This window comes from Candidatus Burkholderia verschuerenii (genome assembly GCF_001189365.1).
Lineage (GTDB): Bacteria > Pseudomonadota > Gammaproteobacteria > Burkholderiales > Burkholderiaceae > Caballeronia > Caballeronia verschuerenii.
In genome coordinates this window covers 1-7,062 of the sequence record NZ_LFJJ01000246.1, presented here as the reverse complement: position 1 = coordinate 7,062, position 7,062 = coordinate 1, and the positions used below count along the sequence as shown (strand labels likewise).

At 62.1% G+C, this 7,062-nt stretch carries 8 protein-coding genes and 1 pseudogene; 4 read left to right on the top strand and 5 right to left on the bottom strand.

Annotation, left to right across the window (positions count from 1 at the left end; genetic code table 11):
* A pseudogene (locus BVER_RS34625) lies at window positions 1-126 on the top strand (IS630 family transposase); the annotation flags it as partial.
* A 407-nt stretch (window positions 127-533) separates the two neighbouring features.
* Here BVER_RS34625 and BVER_RS26480 read toward each other — a convergent pair.
* The 4 genes from BVER_RS26480 to BVER_RS26465 form a co-directional block, all read right to left on the bottom strand.
* Window positions 534-986, bottom strand: a complete 453-nt coding sequence (locus BVER_RS26480) for an ExbD/TolR family protein (RefSeq protein WP_050455796.1) — start codon at window positions 984-986, stop codon at window positions 534-536.
* Window positions 987-998: 12 nt separating this feature from the next.
* Complete coding sequence (locus tag BVER_RS26475) at window positions 999-1,664, bottom strand: MotA/TolQ/ExbB proton channel family protein (RefSeq protein ID WP_050455797.1); 666 nt, start codon at window positions 1,662-1,664, stop codon at window positions 999-1,001.
* Window positions 1,665-1,676: 12 nt separating this feature from the next.
* Complete coding sequence (gene dapB / locus BVER_RS26470) at window positions 1,677-2,474, bottom strand: 4-hydroxy-tetrahydrodipicolinate reductase (RefSeq protein ID WP_050455795.1); 798 nt, start codon at window positions 2,472-2,474, stop codon at window positions 1,677-1,679.
* A gap of 106 nt (window positions 2,475-2,580) precedes the next feature.
* Window positions 2,581-3,360 carry an outer membrane protein assembly factor BamE gene (locus tag BVER_RS26465; RefSeq protein WP_050455794.1) on the bottom strand — a complete coding sequence of 260 codons (780 nt, stop codon included), beginning with the start codon at window positions 3,358-3,360 and terminating at the stop codon, window positions 2,581-2,583.
* A gap of 187 nt (window positions 3,361-3,547) precedes the next feature.
* Between BVER_RS26465 and fur the strand changes: the two genes are divergently transcribed.
* Window positions 3,548-3,976 (top strand): ferric iron uptake transcriptional regulator, encoded by a 429-nt coding sequence (gene fur / locus BVER_RS26460; protein WP_050455793.1) that lies wholly within the window; start codon window positions 3,548-3,550, stop codon window positions 3,974-3,976.
* Between the two features lie 168 nt (window positions 3,977-4,144).
* On the opposite strand, the gene BVER_RS26455 is transcribed toward fur, so the two are convergent.
* On the bottom strand, window positions 4,145-5,464 hold the full coding sequence (locus BVER_RS26455) for a C4-dicarboxylate transporter DctA (RefSeq protein WP_050455792.1): 1,320 nt from the start codon (window positions 5,462-5,464) through the stop codon (window positions 4,145-4,147).
* Between the two features lie 230 nt (window positions 5,465-5,694).
* On the opposite strand from BVER_RS26455, the gene BVER_RS26450 reads away from it, so the two are divergent.
* Window positions 5,695-6,390 carry a FadR/GntR family transcriptional regulator gene (locus BVER_RS26450; protein WP_050455791.1) on the top strand — a complete coding sequence of 232 codons (696 nt, stop codon included), beginning with the start codon at window positions 5,695-5,697 and terminating at the stop codon, window positions 6,388-6,390.
* Window positions 6,391-6,502: 112 nt separating this feature from the next.
* Complete coding sequence (locus BVER_RS26445; protein ID WP_050455790.1) at window positions 6,503-6,892, top strand: hypothetical protein; 390 nt, start codon at window positions 6,503-6,505, stop codon at window positions 6,890-6,892.
* Window positions 6,893-7,062 lie beyond the last annotated feature (170 nt).

Sequence of the window (7,062 nt, the reverse complement as noted above, 5' to 3'; positions counted from 1 at the left end):
AGCATCGAGCGCTATGTCGCACGCTACAACCAGCACAACCGTCCATTTGTCTGGACCGCAACCGCCGATTCCATCCTTCAGAAAGTGGCTCGGTTATGTAAAGTTATTTCTGGGACGGAACACTAGATCCCCGTCGAAGCGCAAACCGAGGTAGGGCCGAATAACGATGAAGCCGATGAGGCATTCGAGGTCGTTTCGCAAAACACCTGCCGGTTGCCTGTACGGCCCTAAACCGGCCGCGCAGCGAGGCCGAAGTAAGCCGAAGGGGACCGTTACCAAGGCAGGCGAGAAAGCGCAAATCGCATGGGAACCAGCGCCCAGACACACGGTGAGAACACTCGCTACTGCTGTGCCAAGTCTAGATTCCTGTGCCGGGGCCGCTCAAGAAGGTGCTTAGGATCGGACAAGCGGCTTTCTTTGGTTACTTTCTTTGCCGCCGCAAAGAAAGTAACCCCACCCGCCGGGGAGGCGGTTACTGACGAAAACCCAGCGACAAGAGAACCATAGAACTACACTACAGCCACAGATGCGTACTACTTCTTCTCGCCGGGCCTCGCGCCAGTACGCTGGTCCACCACAGGCTGCGTAACAAACCCAATCCGCTCAACCCCCGCCTGCTGCGCCGCCCCCATCACTTGGGCGATCACGTCATACCGCGTCCCACTAGACGCCCGCAAGTGCAATTCCGGTTTCTCCGAAGCCTTACCCGCCTCGACAAACCGTCCGCGCATCGCATCGAAACCGATCGGCTGATCGTTCCAGAAAAGCTTCCCGGAATCGTCGATGGACAACGTAATCGTCTGCGGCATCTCGCGCGCCGGTTGCGCCGCGACCTTCGGCAAATCGAGGCGAATCGCATGAATAAACAGCGGCGCCGTGATGATGAAAATCACCAGCAGCACGAGCATGACGTCGATCAACGGCGTCATGTTGATCTCGGCCATCGGCGCGCCGCTGGGTTTCTTGTCGAGTCCGCCGAATGCCATCGCGCGCGCTCCTTATTCCGCCTCGCCGCAGACGTACGCGTGCAAATCGTGCGTGAAGCCGTCGAGTTCCTCGGAAATCTGCCGGACGTAGCGGCCGAGAATGTTGTACGCGAGCACCGCCGGAATCGCGACGACCAGACCGAACGCCGTCATGATCAGCGCCTCGCCCACCGGACCCGCGACGTTCTCGATCATCGCCTGACCGCTCGCCGCGATGCTGCCGAGCGCGTGATAAATGCCCCACACCGTGCCGAGCAAGCCGACGAACGGCGCCGTCGCGCCCACCGACGCGAGCAGCACCTGCCCGAATTCGAGCCGCCGCTGCGATCTCAACAACGCCTGTCGAAGCGCCCGCAATACTCGCTCGCTGCGCTCCACGCGCGCGAGCAACGCGCCCGGCATCTCGGCCTGCGACGCATGCCACGCCGCCTCCGCGAGCGGCAAGAACACGCGCTCGCGATCCGCGCGCTTCAACGCGCCGATGCCGTCTTTCAAATTCGCCGACTGCCAGAACCGCTGCAACGCGCGCGGACCTTGCCACTTCGCGCGCGCCAGCACCCAAGTCTTCACCAGCAGGAAACACCAGCTCGCCAGCGACATCGCGAGCAGAACGCCCGCGACCGCGTGCGTAACCGCATCGCCGGATTGCAGATAATGTAGGACGCCCGTTTCTGCCATCGTCACGAAAGATCAGCGCAGGCCGAGCACGTCTTGCATGTCGAAGAAACCCTTGTCGTGGTTCGCAAGGAATCGCACCGCGCGCAACGCGCCCTGCGCGTACGACAACCGGCTCGCCGATTTGTGCGTGATCTCGATGCGCTCGCCGATGCCCGCGAACAGCACCGTGTGATCGCCGACGATATCGCCGCCGCGAATGGCCGAAAAGCCGATCGTCGACGGATCGCGCTCGCCCGTCACGCCTTCGCGCGCGTAGACCGCGCAGTCCTTCAGGTCGCGGCCGAGCGCCTTCGCGATGACTTCGCCCATGCCCAGCGCGGTGCCCGACGGCGCATCGACCTTATGACGGTGATGTGCCTCGATGATCTCGATGTCGTAACCCGTCGAAAAATGCTTCGCGGCGAATTCGAGCAGCTTCATCGTGACGTTCACGCCGACGCTCATGTTCGGCGCGAACACGACGCCGATCTTCTCGCCCGCCGCTTTCAACTGCGCCTTCTGTTCGTCGGAAAAACCCGTCGTGCCGATGATCATCTTCACGTCATGACGCAGCGCCGCTTCCAGATGCGTCAGCGTGCCTTCGGGACGCGTGAAATCGATCAGATAGTCGGCTTGCGCGAACACCTGCTCGATGTCGTCCGTGAGCAGCACGCCCGTGTTCTTGCCGAGAAACGCACCCGCGTCCTGGCCGAGTTGCGGCGTGCCGGGCCGATCGAGTGCGCCGACGAGTTGCGTGTCGGGATCGTTGAGAACGGTTTCGATCAGCATCCGGCCCATGCGGCCCGATGCGCCGGCGATGGCGATCTTCATGGCTGTCTCTAGATGAACCGTGCGAACGATGCGCGCGGTGGATGAAGCGGATAAGCGGCGTCGAACGGAAACGGCGCGACGGGCGCGCCGCTTCCATTGCGAGACGTTACTGGCTTTGCTGCGGCATCGTGAACTGCTGCTGATTGCCGTTGGCCGTAGTCGGCGCGGGCGAGGTGCTCGCCGGTCCGACCGCGCTGCTGTCCGGAATCTGGATCGTCTGCGGTTTGCGTTGCAGCTGGATCTGCGAATTGCCGCTTGAACCGCCCGTGCCCAGCGCGCCGCCGCTGCTCTGCGGTGCGTTGCTGTAGGTCCACGAACGCTGACGTCCGGCCGGCATTTCGACCTGTGCCGTCGCGCGATTCGCGGCCTGAGCGGCCTGCTGGTTCGCATCGCCCGCGAAGGCGGCCGACGCGTTCGGCTGCGTCGACGGATCGCTCGACGGCGCGGTGACCGCCGAACCCGACGCCGCGGCAACCGGCTTCGCGACCTTCACGCCCTTGTCGCCGTCGATTTCGGCGAGCAGTTCGAGGTTCGACGGCAGATTCTCGCCGCCCGACCAGCTCGTCACGCGATCGCTCGCGAAATTCACGACGAAGTCGCGCTGCTGCACCACGGCCGTGGAGCCGCGCTTGAAATAGAAGACGTAGTCCCAGCGGTCCGCATGGAACATGTCGGTCAGCAACGGCGTGCCCAGAAGTTGCTTGACCTGGTCGCGCGACATTCCGACCTGCATCTGATTCGCTGCTTCCTGCGAAACGAAGTTGCCTTGCACTACCGTGATCCGATACGGTGTGATGCTTTGCGCGATTTTCTGCGTGACGCTGTCATACGTCGAGCAACCGGCGAGCAATACGGCCACGGTTGCCGCGATCATGGTTCCACGCATGCGACGGCTCTCCCTGCAATTCAATAAATTTGAAAACATTTCACCCACCGCAATTACCTACCGCGCGTGGCGCTTCAAGGGCCGCGCGGTTAGACACGCGCAGTCGTACAAATTCCTGCGAGATGTCCGAATCCGGCAAAACGCATTACTATGATAACCTTGAATTGTACTCTAGGGATGCCTAGCGATGACCAATCCCGCCGATCTGAAAAATATCGGGCTCAAGGCGACCCTGCCCCGCCTCAAGATTCTTGAAATCTTCCAGCACAGCACCGTGCGCCATCTGACCGCCGAAGACGTGTATCGAAACCTGCTCAGCGAAGAGCTGGATATCGGTCTCGCGACGGTGTATCGCGTGCTCACGCAGTTCGAGCAAGCCGGTCTGCTGTCGCGGAGCAATTTCGAATCGGGCAAGGCCGTGTTCGAGCTCAACGAGGGATCGCACCACGATCACCTCGTCTGCATCGACTGCGGTCGCGTCGAGGAATTCTTCGATGCCGAAATCGAGCGCCGTCAGCAGATGATCGCCAAGGAACGCGGCTTCAAACTCCACGAGCATGCGCTCGCGCTGTACGGCGCATGCACGAAGGAAAACTGTCCGCACCGGAAGCACTGAGCGCGCAGCGCCGGTTGTCCGGCGCGCCGTAAAAAAACCGCCGCCATCGTTGCCGATGCGCGGCGGTTTCGTTTCGTCCCTACGTTTTGCGATACGCGTATGCGGCTCATTCGCAATTGCATTTACGTGAGCCGCATGTTTTTGCGCGCTTAACTCATACCGCGTGCGTCATACCGCATGCGCGCCTTCGTGGCCGTGCGTCGCTTCCGGTGCGGCCGGCACGAAGCGATACTCCGCATCCTGATCGAGCACGCGTTTGGCGCCCGCCCGGTCGATGTCGTTCTCCCATACCGCGACGACCACCGTCGCCACGCAATTGCCGATCAGATTCGTCACCGCGCGCGCGATGCCCACGAACCAGTCGACCGGCAAAATCAGCACGAGACCGAGCACGGGAATCGCGGGAATGGCGGAGAGCGTCGCGGCAAGAATCACGATCGCCGAGCCGGGAATGCCGTGCGCGCCCTTCGACGTCACCAGCGACACCAGCACCACGACGATCAGATCGTGCAGCGACAGCGGCGTGTTGGTCGCCTGCGCGATAAAGATCACCGCGAGCGTCAGATAGATCGAAAAGCCGTCGAGATTGAACGAGTAGCCGGTCGGAATCACGAGGCCGACGGTCGAATCCTTCACGCCCATCCATTCGAGCTTGCGCATGATCTGCGGCAACACCGCATCCGACGAAGCCGTGCCGAGCACGATCGACAATTCCTCGCGCAGATAGCGCACGAGCTTGAAGATCGAGAAGCCCGCGAGCCGCATCACCACGGCAAGCACGACGAACACGAACAGAAAGCAGCTCACGTAGAACACGGCGACCAGCAGCCCGAGCTGCTTGAGCGACGCCACGCCGTACTGCCCTGTCGTGAACGCGATCGCGCCGAGCACGCCGAGCGGCGCGAGCTTGATGATGAACGCCATAATGCGGAAGAACACCGTCGACAGTTCGTCGATGAAGACCGTCACGCGTTGCGCCTTGTCGCCGAGCATCGAGAGCGCCGAGCCGAACAACACGGCGAACACGAGCACTTGCAGGATGTCGCCCTTGGCGAAGGCATCGATGGCGGTATCGGGAATGATCTTCAGCAGAAAGCCCGCCGTGTCCTTGAGGCTTTTCGCGTGCTCGGTGTAGGTCGAGAGCGCGGAGGCATCGAGCGTATGCAGATCGATGTTCATGCCCACGCCCGGCCGCGTCACCCACGCGAGAATCGCGCCGATGATCAGCGCCAGCGTCGTCATGAACTCGAAGTAGACAACGGCCTTCAATCCGACGCGCCCGACCTTTTTCAGATCGCCCGCGCTCGCCATGCCGCTCACGACGACGCAAAACACGATCGGTCCGATCACCATTTTGATCAGCTTGAGAAAGCCATCGCCGAGCGGTCGCAGCGACTGCCCGAAGTGCGGCCACACCGCGCCCACGATGATGCCGATGACCAGCGCGATCATCACCCTGCCAAACAGCGAATTCAGGAATCTCGTCACGAATGTCTCCTTGATCGTTCGGATTCGAAGGAACCGGTGCACTATTCCGACTGGTCAGACCAGATAGCTGATGACCGATATTAGAAATCCAATATAAGCCGGTCAAGCATTGATCCGTAAAGGTTTACCCTGCTCGAATCGGGCACGGAACGTTCCGGAGCGAACCGGTGCACACACGCACCAGCGCCGCGCATACAATGGCGGTCAGACCAGGCCACCCGCGTTTTCTCATGAAGAATGTCCCGCATACCGTGACCGATGCCGCCATCGCGACGATCCGCGAGCGCATCGAGGCGAGCGTTTATCCGGTGGGCAGTTTGCTGCCAGCACAGCGGCAATTGTCCGAAGAACTGGCGATCAGCCGCGCATCGCTGCGCGAGGCGCTGACGACGCTCGAAGCGCTCGGCATGCTGCACATTCGTCCCGGCAAGGGCGTGTATGTGAGCAGCGCGCAGGCGAGCAGCACGCACGCGTGGCGTTTCGCGGATCAGGCGTCGTTGCCGGACACGTATCAGATGCGCTTCGCGCTGGAAGGATTCGTCGCGCGGCTGGCGGCGCATTCCATCGGCGATGAAGACATCGGCTGGCTCGAAGACAATCTCGCGTCGCTGCAACGCGCGCTCGTCGATGCCGATCTCGAAGAAGCCGCGCAACTCGACTTCGCGTTCCATATGCGCATCGTGAGTCTCGCGGGCAATGCGGCGATCGAATCGATCCTGCGCGGCAGCGCCGACATCATGAAAGAGAGCCAGCGTTTGCCGTTCTATCGGCGCGAACTCGTGCTGTCGACGTATCACGAGCACGCGGCCATCGTCGATGCGCTCAAGGCGCGCGACGGCGAACGCGCGGGCCGCGCCATCGAGCAGCACATCGTCAATGCGGCGCAGCGCGCGGGCGTGCATTTTCCGGTGCCGCAGAGGCCTTGAACACGGCACTTCCGGCGATGTTCACGGTCTCAGCAAGGGCCATCCGCGACCGAGGGTTTCGATCGGCTTGCGTCGCCCTGCAATCGTCGAACATCAAACAGGAGTGACGTCGATGGACGCACAACAACTCGTATCGGAATTTCTCTCTTCGGAACACGGCGCGCAGGCTCAGCAAGCGCTCGCCGATCAGGTCTTCAGTCCCGAAGACAGCCAGCAGATGCTCGGCACCGCCGCTGAAACGGCCCACGCGCACGCCGAAGAACAAAGCCAGGGCTTGCTCGGCGATCATCCCGGCAAAAGCTTTTTCGCGGCATTCGCGGCGGGCCTCGTGCGCGGCGACGGCTTTATGAAGTCGATGGAAGAAGGCGGCGAAGGCGTGCTGACCGGACGCGTCGCGGAGTCGATCGCCGCGCGCATGGGTATCGATCCGGCGACGGCATCGACGGTCGCGGCGGCGGCGACGCCTTACGTGATCTCGTTTCTGCGCGAGAAGTTTGCTTAACGATCGCTGAGGCACAATCGGCATAGGGGCGGCCAGCAAGCTAGCCGGTCCCCTGCCACACCACCCTGCCACACCACCCGGCGTGCGGGTCCGCACCGGGCGGTTCGGGAAGTTGAGGTTATGTGAGGTGAGGCATGCCAAGACGATCGAAGTAGGCAATCGTCAGCACG